This window comes from Pseudooceanicola pacificus (assembly GCF_009789075.1).
Classification (GTDB): domain Bacteria; phylum Pseudomonadota; class Alphaproteobacteria; order Rhodobacterales; family Rhodobacteraceae; genus Pseudooceanicola; species Pseudooceanicola pacificus.
Genome location: NZ_WNXQ01000001.1, coordinates 47552 through 66769 on the forward strand (window position 1 = coordinate 47552; position 19218 = coordinate 66769).

Below are 19218 nucleotides of genomic sequence, written 5' to 3' on the forward strand. Positions count from 1 at the left end.
GATAGACATGGTTCCTCCCCTTTTCGGGGATACTGGACCGGGACGCCCCCGCGCGAAATACGACCAAAGCCGCAGGAGGCCCCGCCCCCAGTATCGCAGGTCCCCGGGACGGCGATCACGCAATACCGGGGCGGGGAGTCGCGGGGGTTGTCAAGTCTTTCGGGGTCGTAAGACCAATGTGCAATACCCGTTTCCCGAGCATGGATCCGATACTCAGCGCGATTTCCCGCCGGTCCCCCGGCGTGGAAATAGCAACGAGATGTGCCTGCATGGGAGGATTAACATGAACCGTTTCGTCGTGGCCGCGGTCGCGGCCTTGGCCGCCGCGTCACTGCCGGCCTGGGCCGAGGTGACCGAGGAAGACCTTCTCAACGATGCCACCACCACCGAAGACGTGCTGACGAACGGCATGGGCCGCTCGCTTCAGCGGTACAGTCCGCTGGAGACCCTGAACAAGGACAACGTCAAGAACCTGGTGCCCGCCTGGGCCTTCAGCTTTGGCGGTGAAAAGCAGCGCGGACAAGAGACGCAGCCGCTGATCTACGATGGCGTGATGTACGCCACCGGGTCCTATTCGCGCCTCTACGCCATCGACTTGAAGACGGGCGAAGAGCTGTGGCAATACGACGCCCGCCTGCCCGAGGGCATCCTGCCCTGCTGTGACGTGGTGAACCGCGGCGCGGCGATCTATGGCGACAAGATCTATTTCGGCACGCTGGATGCCCGGATCGTGGCGCTGGACCTCAAGACCGGCGATACCGTCTGGAACAAGAAGATCGCCGAGTACAAGGAGGGTTACTCCTACACCGCGGCGCCGCTGATCGTGGACGGGCTGGTGATCACCGGCAATTCCGGCGGCGAGTTCGGGATCGTCGGCGAGGTGCAGGCCCGTGACGCAGACACCGGCGAGATGGTCTGGACCCGCCCGGTGATCGAGGGCCACATGGGCACCTACAAGGGCGAGGATTCGACCATGACCGGGACGCTGAACGCGACCTGGCCGGGCGACATGTGGAAGACCGGCGGCGGGGCGACCTGGCTGGGCGGCTCTTACGACGCGGATACCGACACGCTGGTCTTTGGCGCGGGCAACCCCGCCCCCTGGAACAGCCATCTGCGTGACGCCGGTGCGCCGATGGAAGGCAACAAGGGCGACAACCTCTATGCCGCCTCGCGTCTCGGCATCAATCCCGAGAACGGCGAGATCAAGTGGCACTTCCAGACCACCCCGCGCGAGGGCTGGGATTTCGACGGCGTGAACGAGGTCGTGGCCTTTGTCGACGCAGAGGGCAACAAGCGTTTCGGCACCGCCGACCGCAACGGCTTCTTCTACGTGCTCAACCGCGAGGACGGTGCCTTCGTCAACGCCTATCCCTTCGTGAAAGAGATCACCTGGGCCTCGGGCATCGACGAAAACGGCCGCCCGATGTTCAACGAGGACAACCGCCCCGGCGATCCGACCGCCGCGACCGACGGCGGCAAGGGCGAGACGATCTTTGCCGTGCCCTCGTTCCTGGGCGGCAAGAACTGGATGCCGATGGCGCATTCGCCCAAGACCGGCCTGTTCTACATCCCCTCCAACGAATGGGGCATGGACATCTGGAACGAGCCGATCACCTACAAGAAGGGCGCGGCCTACCTGGGCGCCGGCTTCACCATCAAGCCGATCTTCGAGGACCATATCGGCAGCCTCAAGGCGCTGGATCCCAACAACGGCGATACCAAGTGGGAATACAAGAACGAGGCCCCGCTCTGGGGTGGCGTGATGACCACGGCCGGCGGGCTGGTCTTCTTCGGCACGCCCGAGGGCAAATTCATGGCGCTGGATGACGAGTCGGGCGAGGTTCTGTGGAGCTTCCAGACCGGGTCGGGCATTGTCGGCCAGCCGGTGACCTGGGAGATGGACGGCGAGCAATATGTCGCCGTGGCTTCGGGCTGGGGCGGTGCGGTGCCGCTCTGGGGCGGCGAGGTGGCCAAGAAGGTCAACTACCTGAACCAGGGTGGCATGATCTGGACATTCAAACTGCCCAAGCAGCTTGCCTCGATGCAGTAAGCGATCGCGGAAGGCGGGGCTTCGCGGCCCCGCCGCCTTGACGGCGCGTCCCTCTCCGGGGCGCGCCGTTCGCGTTTCAGCCCCAGGCCCGGATGACGGCGTCACTGCGCCGGCCCCACATTTTTGCGGCCGTTGTGAATCGGACATGTGGCAGCCCGCCCGGGTGACACAGCAAGATCAGGCACTTGCGCCCTGCGGTCCGGTGCCCGCAGCGCCCGGCGCGCACTCCATGTCGCAAGCGGGCGTCATCCAACCGTTACGTCGCTGCGCGAGACCTCGACTGTCGCGGCCAGTCCCGGTGCCGCCCATCGAACTGCACAGGAGCAGATCCCATGCCGGTCAAGACGCCTGCACGTGCCGCCCGCCCGTCGGCGCCTTTGGCCCGGTTCGAGGCGCCGGGGACCGGGCGCCGCACACACGACAGCCCGGGAAACCGCCACCGGCACGACCGGACCGGGCGGCCCTGACGCAGTTTGACCATCCCGCGATTCACATCCGCCCGGCATCGGTGTAGCACATGGGGGCAACCGCAGCCGGTCGCCCCGCAAAGGAGAAACGATATGTGGCTGAGCAATTTCCGTGTGGTCCTGGCCGATCGCGTGCTGCCCAGGGGATCCGTCCGGGTCGAGGGCACCCGCATCGCCGAAATCCGCGAGACCCCGGTGGCCGACGCCGAATGTGATGGCGGCGGGCTGCTGCTGATGCCGGGATTCATCGACATGCACGGCGACATGATCGAGCGCGAGGTCGAACCCCGCCCCGGTGTCCGCATGCCGATGGAACTGGGCCTGCGCGACCTGGACCGGCGGCTGAAGGTCGCTGGCGTGACAACCGCCTATGCCGCCGTCTCGTTCCAGCCGGGCAGCGCCTACGGGCATATCCGCAGCTTTGACAACACGATGGCGATGCTCCGCGCGCTCAAGTCGATGCGGGGCGAGCTGCTGGTCGATCACCGTGTGCATGCACGGTTCGAGGTGACATTCCCCGACGCCCTCTCGGTGGTCGAAGAGCTGATCGCCGAGGGCACCGTCGATCTTGTCTCGCTCACCGATCACACGCCCGGGCAGGGCCAGTACCGCGATATCGAGCGTCATGCCGGATTCATCGCCAAGACCAAGGGCGTCAGCGCGGACGAGGCGATGGCGATGGTCCAGGCCCGCATCGACGAGAAACGCAGCACCACCGGCGACATGATGGCGACCATTTCGGCGATTTCGGCGATCTGCGCCGAACATGGCATGGCCCTGGCGAGCCACGATGACGATACGGTCGAAAAGGTCGCGCTGATGCAGAAGATCGGCGCGACGATCAGCGAATTCCCGGTCTCGCTGGAGGCAGCGGCCGAGGCGCGCAAACGGGGCCTTGCCACCGCAATGGGCGCGCCGAACGCGCTCAGGGGCGTCAGCTATTCCGGCAACCTCTCGGCGCGCGAGGCCTATGCGGCGGGCGTGCTGGACATGCTGGCGGCGGATTACCACCCCTCGGCCATCCTGCCGGCAGTGCTGGCCATGGCGGGCGGGGACCTTCCGGCCTCGACCCGGCTTGCCAGCCTGAATCCGGCGCGGGCGCTTGGCCTGGCGGACCGGGGCGAGATCGCGACCGGCAAGCTGGCCGACCTGCTGATTGCCGACGACCGGGGCGTGGGCCACGTGCGCGCGACGCTGCGCCGGGGCGCGCCGATCTTCAGCGACGGCTCGCTGCGCTTTGACCCCGCGCCCAGCCCCGTGACCGCCTGATCCCGTATCGGGGCCCCTCCCCGGCCCGGGTGCCAGGGCCCCGCGGCCTGCGCTGGCAGGGGTCCCCGCCCCGGGCCGCTGCCCGCCCGCCGGAAGGGCAGCCATGACCCGGGATCGCGGGGCGGGGGGCAATTCCGCCGCGGTGGCGGTTGACGGCGGTGGGTGTGATAGTATCTGCCATGCATGAGCGCCCTCCGGCCCCCGCCGGACAGGGCCACGACCCCCGGATGCCGCAATGAGCCAAGTTCCCGACCTGCAAAGCTTTCGCGAAGGCATGGCCCGCCTCGGCGCCGCCGTCACCGTGCTGACAACCGACGGCCCGGCGGGCAAGCACGGCATGACCGCCTCGGCCGTCTGTTCGGTCACCGACACGCCGCCGACGCTGCTGGTCTGCGTGAACCGCACCAGCCGCAGCCACGACCATTTCGCGGGCAACAAGGTGCTGGCCGTCAACGTGCTGGCCGGCCGCCACCGCGCCCTGTCCGAGGTCTTTGCCCGCCAGAACGAGACCGACCGCTTTGCCACCGGAAGCTGGACCAGGCTCGCCACCGGGTCCCCCGTGCTGGCCGATGCCAGCGTCGCCTTCGACTGCCGGGTGAGCGAGACAAGCACCGTGGGGTCGCATACGGTCTTCTTCTGCGAGGTGCAGGCGATGGCGCAGCATGGCGGGCAGGCGGAAAGCCTGATCTGGTTCGGGCGGGATTTTCACCACATCGCGTCGGACTGACCGTGCCCCGCGCGGCCCCGGTCCACGGGCGGTGCATTGCGCTTGACCTCCCCCGCCCGGCGGCAGAGGCTTGCGCCATGTCTGCGCAGTCGTCCGCGTCCCGGCCCCGCGCCACAGACGCTGGAGCCCGGTCTTGATCCTCTCGGAACGCACACGCACGATCACCGCCCTGGGGATTGTCGAGATCCTCGCCTGGGGATCGTCCTTCTACCTGCTGGCGGTGCTGGCCGACCCGATCCGCATCGACACCGGCTGGCCGCGCGAGCTGATCACCGCGGGGATTTCGGTCGGCCTGCTTGTCTCGGGGCTGGCGGCAGCGCAGGTGGGCAACCTGATCCAGATCCACGGCGGGCGGCGCATCCTGGCCACCGGCATGACGCTGATCGCCGCAGGGCTGACGGTGCTGGCCCTGTCGCAGGGGATCGGCATGTTCCTGGGCGGCTGGCTGCTGATCGGGCTGGGCATGGGCGCGGGGCTGTATGACGCGGCCTTTTCGACCCTCGGGCGGATCTACGGCAGCGGGGCGCGCGGGCCGATCACGGCGCTGACGCTCTGGGGCGGCTTTGCCAGCACGGTCTGCTGGCCGCTCACCGCCTTCATGGCGGACCACCTGGGATGGCGCGGCACCTGCCTGGCCTATGCGGTGATGCATCTGGCGATCACCGTGCCGCTCTGCATCTACGGGTTGCCGCGCGGCAAGCCGCAGCCGGCGCAGACCGAAGACGACGAAACGGGCCCCGCCCCGAACGCCCTGGCCGACCACCGGTTCTGGTGCGTGGCGCTTGGCGGCACGGTGCTGGTGATGATGTCGTCGGTCTGGTCCGTGCACCTGATCACAGTGCTGACCTCGACCGGCCACACGGTTGCCGCCGCCGTCGGGCTGGGCGCATTGATCGGCCCGGCACAGGTCGGCGCCCGGCTGGTCGAGATGCTGGGCGGCGGCAAGCACCACCCGGTCTGGACCTTTGTGATCTCGACCTCGCTGGTCGCCGTGGGGTTCCTGGGCCTGCGCATGGGCCTGCCCGCCGCGGCGGCGCTGATCGCCTATGGCGGGGGCAACGGGCTGTGGTCGATCGCGCGCGGCTCGCTGCCGCTGTCGCTGTTCGGACCGCGCGACTATGCCCGGATCATGGGGCGGCTGGCGACGCCGATCCTGATCGCCTCGGCCGCCGCGCCGCTGATCGGCGGGGTGCTGATCGCGCGCATCGGGCCGCAGGGCCTGCTAGACGTGCTGTCGGCCGCCGCGGCGCTGCCGCTGCTGGCCGCGCTGATCCTGCTGCGCACGGTGATCCGCGACACCCGCCGCGCGACGGCGGCGGGAGAGTGAGCGGCGCGCCCTAGCCCGCCTGCCGGTAGCGGAAGACGCCCGTCGCGGTGGCGACCCTGGTGCCCAATTCGTCCGAGATCTTCGCCTCGCCAAAGAACGACTTGCGCCCGCCACCGGTGCGGAAGCCCTCGGCGATCATCAGCTTGCCCTGGATCTGGCCCAGATAATTGACGTTCAGGTTCAGCGTCATGCCCAGTTTGCGGTTGTCGGGATCCCCGGTGTAGCAGCCGGCAAATCCCATCACCGTGTCGGCCATCACGCTCATCACCCCGCCATGCAGGATGCCGTAGCGGTTGGTCAGGAAATCCTCGACCGGCAGTTCGAAGCGGGCGTAATCCTCACGCCAGTCCGCCAGGTAGAAGCCCATGTGCTTCTGGAACGGGTACGGGTCTTCGATCAGCTGCGGATCGAGCTGTGCGTCTTTCATGTCTTGTCTCCGTTGGGCCCCGGTCACACCGTCCTGGCGGCGGCCAGGCCGCCCGCCACGAAGCGCGGAACCCCCGCGGCTGCCTGCGCGGCCCGCGTCGGGTTGGACGCCGTGCCGTCGATCAGCCGCTTCTTGATGCCCTGGAGGATGCCCGCCATGCGGAAGAAGGTGAAGGCCAGGTAAAAGCCGAATTGCGGAATCTCGGAAATACCGGCCTGACGGCAGTATTCGGCGATGAATTCCTCGTCTTCCATGACACCCACGGCCTTGCGGTCGACCCCGGCCAGGCCGCGGCTCTCCTCGGGCATCTGCCACTGCATGATCACCGCGGCCACATCGGCATAGGGATGGCCGGTGGTCGACAGCTCCCAGTCGAGCACCGCGACGCAGCGCGGCTCGGTCGTGTGGAACAGCATGTTGTCGATGCGGTAATCGCCATGCGCCAGCGTGCGCTGGCCGTCCTCGGGCGGGATATGGCTGTCGAGCCAGGCGATCAGCTCTTCCATCTCGGGCAGGTCGTCTGTCTGGCTGGCGCGGTACTGCTTGATCCAGCGGTCGATCTGGCGGCGGTAATAATTGCCCTCGGGGCCGTAATCGGACAGGCCGGCCTTGTCGAGGTCGACCCCGTGGATGCGGGCCAGCACCCGCGCCATTTCGGCGTTGATCAGCCGGCGCTGGTCCTGGGCGACCTCGGGCATGGTGGGCTGGTTGATGTTGCGGCCCCGGACCGCCTCCATCACGTAGAACTGCGAGCCGATGACACTGTCGTCATCGGACAGCAGGTACATCCTGGCCACCGGCACATCGGTGTCCCAGAGCGCGGATTGCACCCGGAATTCGCGGTCCACGGCATGGGCCGACTTCAGCAACTGCCCCGGCGGCTTGCGGCGCAGGACATAGTCGCCCGACGGCGTCAGCAGCTTGAAGGTCGGGTTCGACTGGCCGTTGGCGAACTTCTCGGCCTTCACCGGCCCTTCGAAGCCGGGGATGCGGTTCTTGAGATATGCCTCGACCGCGTCGGTGTCCAGAACGGTGGGATCCTGTTGTGCCATCTCGGGCCCTCCTCCCTCAGCTGTAGGTCAGCATCTCGGCCTCGTTGGAGGCGTCGATGTACGGGGTTTCGTTGAACCCGTGCAGATAGGCGTTGCGCGCGGAATAGACGATCCGGTTCACGGCGCAGTTCTTCATCTGGAGCTGCAGCTTGACCTGGGTGATCGGCGGCGCGTCCAGCAGACGCGCGATCATCTGGCCGATGGCCCCGCCGGAGGAGACGGCAAGCACCGTCTCGACCCCCTCGCGCATGCAGAATGTCCGGGCATCCTCGACGCGGTCGCGGAAGGTGCCGTAGGTCTCGTAGGGGTCCGGGATCTCGTCCCGGTGCCATTCCTGCACGACCTCGCGCAGGGTGCGGAAATAGTTGCGCCGGTCGGGCGGCGGGGCGTCGTCCTGTCCGGCGGCCTTCATCTTGGCCTTCAGCAGGGCGCCGAAATCGTATTCGTTGAGGCCCGCGTGCACCTCGGGGGTGATGCCGGTGGCATCCATGCCGGTCAGGATGCCCTCCATCGTCTCGCGGTGGCGGCGCATGTCGCCCATGACCCAGGCGTCGGGTGTCACGCCCTGCGCGGCCAAGGCACGGCCGACGGCTTCGGCCTGGCGGTGGCCGGTCGGGGACAGCACATCATAATCGTCGGCCCCGAAGGAGGCCTGTCCGTGGCGGACGAGGTAGAGAACGGGCATGGAGGTCCTTTGCAGATGCGGGCGGGTTCCTGGGACCCCGCCCGCGAATTTTCGTCGAAAATTCGGGGATCGCGGCGCTCAGAGCACCTCGAACAGGCCCGCCGCGCCCATGCCGCCGCCGACACACATGGTGCAGACCACGTATTTGGCGCCCTGGCGCTTGCCCTCGATCAGCGCATGGCCGACCATGCGTGCGCCCGACATGCCGTAGGGGTGGCCGATCGAAATCGCGCCGCCGTTCACGTTCAGCTTGTCCATCGGGATGCCCAGCACCTTGGCCGATTGCAGCACCTGGCAGGCAAAGGCTTCGTTGAGCTCCCACAGGCCGATGTCGTCCATCTTCAGCCCGTGTTTCTCCAGCAGCTTCGGCACCGCGTAGATCGGGCCGATGCCCATCTCGTCGGGGTTCAGGCCTGCGGCCATCATGCCGACGTAGCGGCCGAGCGGCTGGATGCCGCGCTTCTCGGCCTCCTTGGCCTCCATCAGCACGGCGGCCGAGGCGCCGTCGGACAGCTGCGAGGCATTGCCGGCGGTGATGAACTTGCCTTCCTTGACGGTCTGGCCGTCCTTGAAGACCGGGTTCAGCTTGGCCAGGTCCTCGGCCGAGGTGCCGGGGCGGTTGCCCTCGTCCTTTTCGAGCGTGACCTCCTTGTAGGAAACCTCCTTGGTCTCGCGGTCCACAACCGCCATGGTCGAGGTCAGCGGCACGATCTCGTCATCGAACTTGCCGGCCTGCTGCGCGGCGGCGGTGCGGGCCTGGGACTGCGCGGAATATTCGTCCTGCTCCTCGCGGCTGACGCCATAGCGCTCGGCCACGATCTCGGCGGTTTCCAGCATCGACATGTAGAGCGAGGGCAGATGCTCGACCAGCCAGGGGTCGGTGCGGCGGTCCATCCGCATGTTCTGGTTCTGCACCAGGCTGATCGATTCGACCCCGCCGCCGACGGCGACCTGCATGCCGTCATGCAGCACCTGCTTGGCGGCCGTGGCGATCGCCATCATGCCGCTGGCGCACTGGCGGTCCATCGACATACCCGCGACAGAGGTCGGCAGCCCGGCACGCATCGCCGCCTGACGGCCGATGTTGCCGCCGGTGGAGCCCTGCTGCAGCGCCGCGCCGATGATGCAATCCTCGACCTCGCCGGCCTCGATGCCGGCGCGCTCGACCGCGTTCTTCACGGCATGGCCGATCAGCTCCTGCGCCTGGGTGTTGTTGAACGCGCCGCGAAAGGCTTTGCCGATCGGCGTGCGCGCGGTGGAAACGATTACGGCTTCCCGCATTTGGTCTCTCCTCTCTGGGTTACTTGTCCGGAAGCGTGATGCCGCGCTTTTCCGCGGCCATCCGGGCGTATTTGCGTGTCTGGGCGAAGGCGCCCGGCATGATCTCCTGCCCCGTCTCGTCGCGGATCTCGTCCATCCGGGCGGCGATGATATCGGGGTCCAGCTCGTCGTCGCCAAAGGCCACGCCCTGGGTCTCGTAGATGCGGCATTCGGCAAAGCATCCGCCGCCGGCACCCAGGATCATCCGGCTGGGCGCGTCCTCGTGCAGCAGGGTCAGCAGGCCGGGGGTGATCGTCTCGGGCTTGAGCAGGTCGAGCACCTGGTCGGGCAGCAGCCCCTCGGTCATCCGCGTGGCCGCCGTGGGGGCCAGGATATTGGCGCGGATGTTGTACTTGGCCCCTTCCTGGGTCAGCACGTTCATCAGCCCGACGACACCCGCCTTGGCGGCCCCGTAATTCGACTGGCCGAAATTGCCGTAGAGCCCCGAGGCCGAGGTGGTGTAGACGATCCGCCCGTATTCGTTCTGGCGGAAATGCTCCCACAGCGCCTTGGTCGGCACGACCGAGCCCATGAGATGGACCTCGACGACCTTGCGGAAGTCGTCCAGCTCCATCTTCACGAAGGTCTTGTCGCGCAGGATCCCCGCGTTGCAGACAAGGATATCGACCTTGCCCCATTTGGCGATGGCCTGGTCGACCATGTCCTGCACCTGATCGGGATCGGTGACATTGGCGCCATGCGCCATCGCATCGCCACCCATGGCCTTGATCTCGGCCACCACGGCCTCGGCCTGGGCGCTGGACTGGCCGGTGCCGTCGGTTGCGACGCCGAGGTCGTTCACGACAACCCTGGCCCCCCGCGCGGCCAGGCCGAGCGCATGGCTGCGGCCCAGGCCCACGCCCGCGCCGGTGACGATGGCGACACGTCCCTTGTAGCTGATGCTCATGCCGCGGCCTCCGCGAAATAGCGCCGGCCGAGCCATTGCGCGACCAGGGCGGGCTTGTCCTGGCCCTCGATCTCGACCGTCACGCCAAGCGTGGTCTGGATCTCGTTCGGCCCCTTCTGATCGACCGCGTCGAGGGTGAAGACCGCGCGCACCTTGGTCCCGACCTTGACCGGCGACACGAACCGCACCTTGTCGAAGCCGTAGTTCACGCCCATCACCACGCCGTCGACCTTGGGGCCGCCGTCGTAGACCATGGCCGACAGCATCGACAGGGTCAGGAACCCATGCGCGATGGTGCCGCCAAAGGGGCTGTCCTTGGCCTTGTCCGGATCGACATGGATATACTGCCAGTCCTCGGTCACATCCGCGAAGGAGTCGATCCGGGACTGGTCGATCAGGAACCACTTCGAGGTCCCGACCTCCTTGCCGATCATGGTGTTCAGTTCGTCTCTGGTCATTCGTCATCCACTACTGTTGTTGCCTTGACCTTGTTCGCGGGCACCGCGATCCCGGCATTGGCGCCGCCGGCGATCGGGATCGTGTGCCCGGTGACATAAGCCCCCGCCCGAGACGCGAGATACAGGACCGCGCCCTGGATATCCTCGGGCTCGCCCACCCGGCCCAGCGGGATGTTCCGGCCCGCCTTTTCGCGCTGTTCGGGGGTGCCGATGGCAAAGGCCATCATCTTGGACATGAAGGGCCCCGGCGCGATGGCGTTCACCGTGATGTGCTCTTCGGCCAGCTTGGATGCCAGCGTCTGGGTCATGAAATGCACCGCTGCCTTGGACACGCCATAGGAATGCGCATTGCCGCCGCGCGGCTGCCAGCCGCCGATGGACCCGACGTTGATCACCCGCGCCGGATCGGCCGGCGTTGCCGAGTTCCGCAGCAGGGGCAGCAGCTTCTGCGTCAGGTAGAACATGCCGGTGACGTTCACGTCGAACACCCGGCTCCAGCCCTCGTAGGGGAATTCCTCCAGCGGCGCGCCCCAGGTCTTGCCGGCGTTGTTCATCAGGATGTCCAGCCTGTCGGTGCGGGACATGACCTCTGCGACCAGCGCCTCGACGCCCTCCTGGCTGCCGACGTCGCCGGCAAAACCCTCGGCCTTGCCGGGCAGGCCCAGCTTGTTCAGTTCGGCCGCCGCGCCCTCGCAGTTGCGCGCCTTGCGCGAGGCGATCATCACGTTGCAGCCGGCGCCCATGAAGCCCTCGGCCGCCATGAAGCCGATGCCGCTGGCGCCGCCGGTGATCAGCGCTGTCTTGCCGGTCAGGTCGAACAACTTGTCGGGGGTCATGGTCTGTCTTCCTCCACTGGACGCCGGGGCCCGCCTCAGAACCCCCGGGCCGCGGCGACCTTCGCCGCGTGATACCCGTAGTCGCCCAGCCATTCCGCGCCGACCCGGGCGCGTTTCATGAAAAAGCCCATGTCGAATTCGTCGGTCATGCCGATCCCGCCGTGCATCTGCACGCCTTCGCTGACGACCAGCTTGGCGGTCTGCGTGGCGCGCGCCTTGGCGACCGACACCGCCAGTTGCGACTCGTCGGGCGACTCGTCCAGCACCCTACCGGCGTTGGCGATGGCAGAGGCAGTCACTTCGATCTCGCTCCACATATGTGCCGCGCGGTGCTGCAGCGCCTGGAAGCTGCCGATGATCCGGTCGAACTGCTTGCGTTCCTTGAGGTAGCCGGCGGTCATCGCAAAGGCCCCGGCAGATAGGCCCGTCAGCTCTGCCGACAGCGCGGCCTGCCCGGCGCGCAGGGCCAGGCCCAGCACCGCCATGCCGTTGTCGAGTTCGCCGACAATGTCGTCGCCCGTCGCCTCGACCCCGTCGAAATCCAGCTGCGCGTGATCGCGGCTGTCGACGGTCTTCCTGGCGCTCCGGCTCAACCCGGCGCGATCCGCGTCGAGATCGAAGAGCGTCAGCCCCGCCGCCTCGCCCGGGGCACCGGCGGTACGGGCCAGCACCAGCACCCGCCCGGCGCTGCCGCCGTCGGCGACAAATGTCTTGCGCCCCGACAGGCGGAAGGCGTTGCCGCTGCGTTCGGCCTGCAGCGCGGTCTTTTCGGGGCCGTGCTTGGTGCCTTCGTCCACCGCGATGGCATAGATCGCCGACCCGTCGGCAATGCCCGAAAGCCGGTCGCTGGCCGCCCCGCGCAGGGCGGTCGCGGCCATCACGGCGGACGAGATGAAGGGCGAGGCGGCCAGCGTCACGCCCATCTCCTCGGCCAGGATGCCGGCCGCGCGGTGGCCCATGTCGGACCCGCCGGCCTCTTCGGGGACCAGCACGCCGGTCCAGCCCATCTGGGCCATCTCCTTCCAGAACCCGGGATCATAGGCCCGCCCGCTGTCGCGGTTGGTGCGCAGCATCTTCACCGGGGCGGCGTCGTCCAGAAACCCGCGCGCCGAATCGCGCAGCATGGTTTCGTCTTCGTTCAGCATCAGGCTGGTCATGGCGGCAGTCCTTACTTCGTCGGCAGTTCGAGAACGCGTTTCGAAATGATGTCGAGCATCACCTCGGTCGTGCCGCCCTCGATCGAGTTGGCCTTGGTGCGCAGCCATTCCGCCGCCACCGTGCCGTGCGGGCCGTCCCATTCCACGCCCTCGCTGCCGGTCACGCTCATCAGCAGTTCGTAGCGGCGCTTGTTCAGCTCGGTGCCGTAGTATTTCAGCATGGCCGAGGCATTGCCGACCCCGCCCGCCTTGGCCATGTCCTTGTAGCGCTCCAGCGTCATACCCATGGCCAGGGTGTCGACCTCCAGCTCCATCGCCTGCGAGCGGATCACCGGCTCGTCCAGCACGCCCTCTTCCAGCGAGCCGAGGAAGGCGCCCAGCGACCGCCCCCCGAGGATGCCGCCAGCAGAGCCCGACCCGCCGCCGCCGATCATCGTGCGTTCATGCGTCAGCAGATGCTTGGCCACGTCCCAGCCGCGGTTCACCTCGCCCACCTGGGCGGGAATGTTCTCGCCATAGCTCTTGGGCACTTTCACGTTCTCGAAGAAGGTTTCGCAGAACGGCGAATAGCCCGAGATCAGCTTGATCGGCTTGGTGCTGACCCCCTCGCTTTCCATGTCGATCAGCATGAAGCTGATTCCGCGATGCTTGGGCGCCTCGCGGTCGGTGCGCACCAGGGCAAAGATCCAGTCGGCGTGGTCGGCATAGCTGGTCCAGATCTTGGACCCGTTCACCAGCCAGTGGTCGCCCTTGTCCTCGGCCCGGGTCTGCACGCTGGCAAGGTCCGACCCGGCGCCCGGTTCGGAATAACCCTGGCACCAGCGGATTTCACCCCGGGTGATCTGGGGCAGGAAATGCAGCTTCTGCTCTTCCGTGCCAAAGGCCAGCAGGGCCGGGCCAAGCATCCAGAGACCAAAGGATTCCAGCGGCGAGGGTGCCTTGAGCCTTGCCATCTCCTCGCGAAAGATCTTCTCTTGTGCGCGCGTGAGTCCGGCACCGCCATAGGCGACCGGCCAGCGCGCCGCGGTGAGGCCGGCAGAGGAGGCCGCCTCCAGCCACGACTTCTGTGCAGGGGAGGAGAACACCCAGCGCTTGCCACCCCAGCATACCGAACGTTCGGATGCTGGCATGTCACGAAGCTCTTTCGGGCAATTTTCGGCTATGAACGCCGAAATCTGTTCGCGGAATGGCTGCGGGTCCTGTGCGAAATCAACCACTTGGGTCCTCCTCCCTCGGGCCATGTTCTGCAATGCAGAATAAATTTCTACTAGTTCTTGACATTGGGGCTAGCAGACCTTTTGATCGGCGGCAAGGAAAGCCTTTTCAGGTTCGCGGCTTTTCTCATTCGGGAGGACTACCATGACCAACTTCAAACGTGCCGCGCTCGCGGCAACCGTTTCCGTACTTGCCATGGCGGGTTCGGTTTCGGCCGATACTGTCAAATTCGCCTTCATCGACCCGCTGTCGGGCCCGATGGGCAGCTCCGGCGACGCCGGCTTCACCTCGTTCAAGCTGGCGGCCGAGCACATCAACGCAGCCGGCGGCGTGAACGGCGACCAGATCGAGGTTGTCGGCTACGACAACAAGGTGTCGCCCAAGGAGTCGCTGGTGCAGCTTCAAAAGGCCATCGACTCGGGCGCCCGCTATATCCTGCAGGGCAACGGCTCGTCCGTGGCAGCCGCGATCATCGACGCGGTGAACAAGCACAACGCGCGTAACCCCGGCGAAGAAGTCGTCTACTTCAACTACGCCGCCGTGACGCCCGCCTTCACCAACGAGGCCTGCTCGTTCTGGCACTTCCGCTTTGACGCGCATGCCGACATGAAGATGAACGCCATCACGGACTGGATCAAAAGCCGCGATGACATCAAGAAGGTCTATCTGATCGGCCAGGACTATGTGTTTGGCGAAGCGGTTGCCGCCGCGGCGCTGGAACAGCTGAGCGAAAAGCGCCCCGACATCGAGATCGTCGGAAACGAGCTGCACCCGCTCGCCAAGGTCAAGGACTTCACCCCCTACATCCAGAAGATCATCTCGTCGGGCGCCGACGCCGTGATCACCGGCAACTGGGGTTCGGACATGACGCTGCTGGTCAAGGCAGCCGCCGATTCCGGCCTGAAGATCCCGTTCCTGACCTTCTACGGCGGGTCGCTGGGTGCGGTTGCCGCCCTTGGCGAAGGCTCCATCGGCACGCTCTACCAGGTGACCGAGGGTATCACCAACCTCGAAGCCAGCGACGATCAGTACGCGCTGATCGAAGAGTACAAGGACCGGTTCCCGGACTACGACTACTACTATCACCGTGCCTTCGTGACGATGAACATGTTCGACATGGCCGCCGAGAAGGCCGGTTCGAACGACCCCATCGCCGTGGCCAAGGCACTGGAAGGGCTGACCTATGACGGCGCCTACGGCACCGTGACCATGCGGGCCGAAGACCACCAGGCACAGCAGCCGCTGTACATCTCGACCGTGTCGAAAGACGTCAAATACGGCGTCGACAACATCGACCTGGGCTGGGCACTGGTAGACAACGGCACCATCCCCGCAACCGCGGCCGAAGCCCCGACCACCTGCAAGATGGAACGTCCGGAGTAATCCGCACCCATCCCAACTGACATAGAGAGCGTCGCGTTCACCGAGGACGCGGCGCTCTTTTTTCCTCAGGGGCAAACAATGGAAACCATCGTTTTCTCCCTGCTCAACGGCATTATCTACGGCCTTCTGCTGTTCATGCTGTCGAGCGGGCTGACGCTCATCTTCTCGATGATGGGCGTCCTCAACTTCGCGCACGCAAGCTTCTACATGCTGGGTGCCTATTTCGCCTATACGGTGATGGGGGCGACCAACTACTGGGTCGCGCTGATCCTGGCGCCGATCATCGTCGGTGTCGTGGGCATGGGCGTCGAACGCTGGGGGCTGCGCCGCGTGCATGCCAACGGCCACGTCGCCGAATTGCTGTTCACCTTCGGCCTGGCCTATCTGATCGACGAGATCGTCAAGATCGTCTGGGGCCGGACCTCGGTGAACTACCAGGTGCCCGATGCGCTGAACTTTCCGTTGTTTACCATCTACAACGCGCAGTATTCGGCCTACCGGATCTTCATCCTGTTCGTCGCCATCTTCATGCTCTGCGCCCTGTGGTACCTGCTGAAGAAGACCCGCGCGGGCCTGATCATCCAGGCGGCGCTGACCCATCCGCACATGGTGGGCCACCTGGGCCACAACGTGCCGGCCATCTTCATGGGCGTCTTCGGCGCCGGCTGCGCGCTGGCCGGCCTCGCGGGGGTGATCGGGGGCAACTACTTCATCACCGACCCGGCCATGGCCGTGCAGATGGGGCCCATCGTCTTCGTGGTGGTTGTCGTCGGCGGGCTCGGCTCGCTCGAAGGCGCCTTCGTCGCGGCCATGCTGATCGGCCTGCTGCAGACCTTTGCGATTTCGATCAACGCCTCCTTCGCCGACATCTTCGGCTTCCTCGGGCTGTCGCCCACGTCGGAATTCGGGTCGATCACGATCGCCTCGATGGCGCCGATGCTGCCGTTCCTGCTTCTGGTGCTGATCCTGATCGTGCGCCCGACCGGGCTTATGGGGGACCGTGAGGTATGACCGATATGACCACAGACTACGCGGCGCTCGAACCCAGCCGGTCCGAGAAGTTCCGCCAGCGGATCCTGCCGCTGATCCTGTTCGCCCTGCTGCTGGTGGTGATCCCGTTCTTCGGGCCCTCGCGCACCACGCTGACCCTGCTGAACCACATGGGCATCAACATCGTCTTTGCCCTGGCGTTCAACATGCTGCTCGGCCGGGCCGGGCTGCTGACATTCGGCCATGCGGTCTATGTCGGGCTGGGGGGCTATTTCTGCGTCCACATCCTGAACTGGATCGACGCCTCGGACGGCGGGTTCTGGTCCTCTGTTCCGGTGTTCTCGATGCCGATCTGGGGCTTTGCCATGGGTGCCCTGGCCGGTGCGGTCATCGGCTGGCCCTCGTGCAAACGCTCGGGCACGCCCTTCGCGATGATCTCGCTCGGCGTGGCGGAACTGATGGCGGCCTTTGCCTACATGTTCGACAGCTTCTTCGGCGGCGAGATGGGCATTTCCGGCGACCGCATGTCGGGGCCGGAGTTCCTGGGCCTGTCGCTGGGCCCGTTGGACGAGGTCTACTGGTTCATCGCCTTCTGGACCTTCGTCGGCGTGGCGCTGATGTTCGCCTTTACCCGCACGCCCCTGGGCAAGCTGTCCGAGGCGACGCGCGACAACCCGGAACGGGTGCAGTTCATCGGCTTCAACCCGACGCGGGTGCGCTATCTGGTGTTCATCTTCTCGGGGGCCTTCGCGGGCATGTCGGGCGGCATGGCGGCGGTGCAGGACGAGATCTTCACCCCGGAATCCCTGTCGCTGATCCCCTCGGGCGCGGTGCTGATCGCGGCCTATATCGGCGGGATCCGCTACTTCACCGGGCCGATCATGGGCGCCATCGTGCTGACCTATATGCAGTCGAACCTGTCCGACTATTCGGCCGGCTGGCTGCTGTATCTGGGCCTGCTCTTCATCTGCGTGGTGATGTTCGTGCCCAACGGCATCGCGGGCATGGTCTATGGCGGCTATGACGCGGTGCGCAAGGGCAAGACCGCCGAGGTGCTGGGCCAGTTCGCCCTGCGGGCCCTGGGCGTCGCGCTGATGGCGGTTTCCGTCATCGTGATCGTCGAGGTGGCCTTCCGCTACTCCGAGGGCTACGGCGAGGTGTTCGAACCCTTCGGCCTGTCGCTGCCGCCGGAAAGCGTGCTGACCTGGATCCTGGCCGTCGTGCCGCTGGCCGCTGGCATCTGGCTGACACGCCATGTCACGCGCAAGGCAGAGGAGGTGTGACCATGAATACCCCCGTACTCAAACTGACCGACGTCCAGAAGAGCTTTGGCCCCGCCAAGATCATCCAGGGCGTCGATCTTGAGATCGCCAAGGGTGAACGCCACGCGATCATCGGGCCGAACGGCGCCGGGAAATCGACCCTCTTCAACCTGGTCTCGGGGCTCTATTCCCTGAGCAGCGGGTCGGTCGAGCTGAACGGTCAGGTGATCTCGGGCAAGAAGCCGTTCGAGATCAACCGCATGGGCCTGTCCCGGTCGTTCCAGGTGTCGAACATCTTCTCCAACATGTCGGTGCGCGAGAATGTGCGCTGCGGCGTGCTGTGGTCGCTCGGCTACGGCTATTCCTTCTGGCGCAACGTCGGCAATCTGAAGGAAGTGCAGGAGAAGACGGCCCATATCCTTAACGAGGTCGGGCTGCTCGACAAGGCGAACCTGCCGGCCTCGCTGCTGCCCTATGCCGACCAGCGGACGCTGGAAATCGCGATCACCATCGCGGGCGGCGCCGAGGTCATCATGCTTGACGAACCGACGGCGGGCATGTCGCATTCGGAAACCGACCGCGCCGTGGCGCTGATCGAAAAGGCGGCCAAGGGCAAGACCCTGCTGATCGTGGAACACGACATGGGCGTGGTCTTCGGCCTGGCCGACCGTATCTCGGTCCTCGTCTACGGCGAGATCATCGCCACCGGCAAACCCTCCGAGATCCGGGGCGATCCGCGCGTGCGCGAGGCCTACCTGGGCGAGGAAGCGGACCACTTCGAAGGAGCCACGGCATGAGCACCGAACCGATGCTGTCCGTCACCGACCTGCATGCCTATTACGGCAAGTCGCATGTCCTGAACGGCGTGAACATGGAAATCATGCCGGGCGAGGTCATCGCCCTGCTGGGCCGCAACGGCGTGGGGCGTTCGACCACCGCCAAGGCGATCATGGGCGAGGTCGCGCCCGTGGGTTCGGTCAAGTTCAAGGGGCAGGAGATCGCGGGCCTGCCCAACCACAAGATCGCCCGCCTGGGCCTGGGCTATGTCCCCGAGAACCGGGACATCTTTCCCACCATGTCCGTCCGGCAGAACCTGATGCTGGGCATCAAGGACATGCGCAAGCAGGGCAAGTGGACCATCGAGCAGATGCTCGACATGTTCCCCAACCTGCGCTCGCGGGCGGACAACATGGCGGGGGTCCTCTCGGGCGGCGAAAAGCAGATGCTGACCATGTGCCGGACCCTGATGGGCGACCCGGACCTGATCATCATCGACGAACCGACCGAAGGGCTGGCCCCCAAGATCGTGCAGCAGGTCGGTGACATGATCGCCGAGATCGCCAGGGCCGGTGTCTCGATCCTGCTGGTCGAACAGAAGCTGTCGATTGCCCTGCGCATCGCCAACCGGGTCTATGTCATGGGCCACGGAGAGATCGTCTATGGCGGCACTCCGGAAGAGTTCAAGACCCGCGACGACGTCCGCAAGGAATGGCTGGAGGTCTGAGAGACCCCGGCCGCAAGCCGCAACACATGGCCCCGCCGGTTTCCGGCGGGGTTTTTCCTTGGCCCGGCGCGGGTGTCAGGACACTGGCATCGGGGGGTGAGGGCCGGGCCACGCATCGACGACGCGCGCGGTGGCAATCCCTGCCGGGCCAGCCTGTCGTTTCTTGGACGCCACCCCGG

The 19218-nt window shown here is 66.3% G+C and carries 18 protein-coding genes; 9 read left to right on the top strand and 9 right to left on the bottom strand.

From position 1 onward, the window contains the following. The first annotated feature begins 283 nt into the window (after window positions 1–283). The 4 genes from GLS40_RS00205 to GLS40_RS00220 all read left to right on the top strand — a co-directional run bounded on the left by GLS40_RS00205 (window position 284) and on the right by GLS40_RS00220 (window position 5843). The gene (locus tag GLS40_RS00205) at window positions 284–2053 is read left to right on the top strand and encodes a PQQ-dependent methanol/ethanol family dehydrogenase (RefSeq protein WP_160380590.1); all 1770 of its coding nucleotides are present in this window, start codon (window positions 284–286) and stop codon (window positions 2051–2053) included. 560 nt (window positions 2054–2613) lie between these two features. Further along, window positions 2614–3789, top strand: coding sequence for an alpha-D-ribose 1-methylphosphonate 5-triphosphate diphosphatase (locus GLS40_RS00210; RefSeq protein WP_160380591.1), 1176 nt, complete (start codon window positions 2614–2616; stop codon window positions 3787–3789). Between the two features lie 235 nt (window positions 3790–4024). Then, the gene (locus GLS40_RS00215; protein ID WP_202075731.1) at window positions 4025–4516 is read left to right on the top strand and encodes a flavin reductase; all 492 of its coding nucleotides are present in this window, start codon (window positions 4025–4027) and stop codon (window positions 4514–4516) included. 133 nt (window positions 4517–4649) lie between these two features. Further along, on the top strand, window positions 4650–5843 hold the full coding sequence (locus tag GLS40_RS00220; protein WP_202075738.1) for an MFS transporter: 1194 nt from the start codon (window positions 4650–4652) through the stop codon (window positions 5841–5843). Between the two features lie 10 nt (window positions 5844–5853). Here the strand turns inward: GLS40_RS00220 and GLS40_RS00225 are convergent, their stop codons facing one another. The 9 genes from GLS40_RS00225 to GLS40_RS00265 all read right to left on the bottom strand — a co-directional run bounded on the left by GLS40_RS00225 (window position 5854) and on the right by GLS40_RS00265 (window position 13926). Next, window positions 5854–6270, bottom strand: a complete 417-nt coding sequence (locus GLS40_RS00225) for a PaaI family thioesterase (protein WP_160380592.1) — start codon at window positions 6268–6270, stop codon at window positions 5854–5856. 23 nt (window positions 6271–6293) lie between these two features. Beyond that, a complete protein-coding gene (locus GLS40_RS00230) occupies window positions 6294–7322 on the bottom strand; it encodes a phosphotransferase family protein (protein ID WP_160380593.1) in 1029 nt (342 codons plus the stop codon). Between the two features lie 16 nt (window positions 7323–7338). Further along, window positions 7339–8007, bottom strand: a complete 669-nt coding sequence (locus GLS40_RS00235) for a histidine phosphatase family protein (RefSeq protein ID WP_160380594.1) — start codon at window positions 8005–8007, stop codon at window positions 7339–7341. A gap of 78 nt (window positions 8008–8085) precedes the next feature. Then, window positions 8086–9288: an acetyl-CoA C-acyltransferase gene (locus GLS40_RS00240; RefSeq protein WP_160380595.1), complete on the bottom strand. Its 1203-nt coding sequence runs from the start codon at window positions 9286–9288 to the stop codon at window positions 8086–8088. Between the two features lie 19 nt (window positions 9289–9307). Continuing rightward, entirely contained in the window at window positions 9308–10234 is a 927-nt protein-coding gene (locus GLS40_RS00245) for an SDR family NAD(P)-dependent oxidoreductase (protein WP_160380596.1), read from the bottom strand. Beyond that, on the bottom strand, window positions 10231–10692 hold the full coding sequence (locus GLS40_RS00250; RefSeq protein WP_160380597.1) for a MaoC family dehydratase: 462 nt from the start codon (window positions 10690–10692) through the stop codon (window positions 10231–10233). The genes GLS40_RS00245 and GLS40_RS00250 overlap by 4 nt, the downstream gene beginning before the upstream one ends. After that, entirely contained in the window at window positions 10689–11528 is an 840-nt protein-coding gene (locus GLS40_RS00255) for an SDR family oxidoreductase (RefSeq protein ID WP_160380598.1), read from the bottom strand. The genes GLS40_RS00250 and GLS40_RS00255 overlap by 4 nt, the downstream gene beginning before the upstream one ends. Window positions 11529–11563: 35 nt before the next feature. Next, complete coding sequence (locus GLS40_RS00260) at window positions 11564–12685, bottom strand: acyl-CoA dehydrogenase family protein (RefSeq protein WP_160380599.1); 1122 nt, start codon at window positions 12683–12685, stop codon at window positions 11564–11566. Window positions 12686–12696: 11 nt separating this feature from the next. Continuing rightward, window positions 12697–13926 (bottom strand): acyl-CoA dehydrogenase family protein, encoded by a 1230-nt coding sequence (locus GLS40_RS00265; protein ID WP_160380600.1) that lies wholly within the window; start codon window positions 13924–13926, stop codon window positions 12697–12699. Window positions 13927–14044: 118 nt separating this feature from the next. On the opposite strand from GLS40_RS00265, the gene GLS40_RS00270 reads away from it, so the two are divergent. The 5 genes from GLS40_RS00270 (at window position 14045) to GLS40_RS00290 (ending at window position 19039) form a co-directional block, all read left to right on the top strand. Next, the gene (locus tag GLS40_RS00270; protein ID WP_160380601.1) at window positions 14045–15283 is read left to right on the top strand and encodes a branched-chain amino acid ABC transporter substrate-binding protein; all 1239 of its coding nucleotides are present in this window, start codon (window positions 14045–14047) and stop codon (window positions 15281–15283) included. 78 nt (window positions 15284–15361) lie between these two features. Beyond that, window positions 15362–16294 (top strand): branched-chain amino acid ABC transporter permease, encoded by a 933-nt coding sequence (locus tag GLS40_RS00275; RefSeq protein WP_160380602.1) that lies wholly within the window; start codon window positions 15362–15364, stop codon window positions 16292–16294. Then, window positions 16291–17556 carry a branched-chain amino acid ABC transporter permease gene (locus tag GLS40_RS00280; protein ID WP_160380603.1) on the top strand — a complete coding sequence of 422 codons (1266 nt, stop codon included), beginning with the start codon at window positions 16291–16293 and terminating at the stop codon, window positions 17554–17556. Before GLS40_RS00275 ends, GLS40_RS00280 begins: the two co-directional genes overlap by 4 nt. A gap of 2 nt (window positions 17557–17558) precedes the next feature. After that, the gene (locus GLS40_RS00285; protein ID WP_160380604.1) at window positions 17559–18332 is read left to right on the top strand and encodes an ABC transporter ATP-binding protein; all 774 of its coding nucleotides are present in this window, start codon (window positions 17559–17561) and stop codon (window positions 18330–18332) included. Continuing rightward, entirely contained in the window at window positions 18329–19039 is a 711-nt protein-coding gene (locus tag GLS40_RS00290) for an ABC transporter ATP-binding protein (protein ID WP_202075739.1), read from the top strand. Before GLS40_RS00285 ends, GLS40_RS00290 begins: the two co-directional genes overlap by 4 nt. Window positions 19040–19218: the final 179 nt, after the last annotated feature.